Annotated in this window: 1 protein-coding gene; it reads right to left on the bottom strand. The window is 39.4% G+C overall.

The genetic code is table 11. The features are described 5' to 3' along the window. On the bottom strand, positions 1-553 hold a 553-nt coding region (locus AC1DPZ_RS28215; RefSeq protein WP_477409778.1), incomplete at its 3' end, for a histidine kinase. Positions 554-852 lie beyond the last annotated feature (299 nt).

Raw genomic sequence — 852 nt, 5'->3', positions numbered from 1 at the left:
CTTTATGGTAAAGCGCCTTTAGTGTATTCAAAGCGTTGAAAAGAAAATGCGGCTGAATCTGCTGCTTTAAAACAAGGTTCATTGCTTCTGCATTGGCCGCTTTTAACTTGGAAAGCTCCAGTTCGCTTTCCAATTTATGTTCGTATAATAACACGGAATCGTGTATCAGTGTAATAAGCGTATTGATGACGATACCTGATCCAACAAATGCGAAGAATGAACCGGGCTCCCAAAATGACCATGCTTTACCTGACACGTAAGAAAAACAGGGCCTTAAAAGGAGATAAATCAGGATACTGGCAGGATAGGTTAACAGGCGGCGATAAATTGAAAATTTTTTCGACCTGATCGAAAAAAATTTCGCCAACACCATCATCAAACAGATATCGGCATATCCTACCAGCAAGATACCCGACATGGTAAGTATCGTAAACGGTATTATATGACTTGGCGTACCACTGTTATAAACAACCACATAGAAGATAAAACCGATAATTATCGATTGTAGCCAGGTGAGATGGTTTAAACGTTTTAAAGGTAACTTTTCTTCCATATTAACAAATATAATCAATCGATAGTGGGTTGTTTCGGGATTGTTAACTGAACCGGGCAAAAGCAAACCCGAAACGTTTAAAACCTGAATTGAAATGATATCAAACAGTTACAAACAGCAAACGGAATAAAGGTGGCGTCATTTTCTGATTGATTTAGGCTACAATTAGGGAAATCGCTTTAAAATTCAATTAAGACCGTCCACTATAGCGATGGGTTTGAAACCTTGGGTGTTCGGAAGAAATAAAAAAGCGGGGGATGTGCGATTCCTTCCTTGGGGAAGGAGGAGGAAGGGGTTTT

It is taken from the genome of Mucilaginibacter sp. P4_G9, from assembly GCF_056400985.1.
The sequence above is the reverse complement of the archived record's forward strand: the minus strand, read 5'-3'. Positions and strand labels throughout refer to the sequence as shown.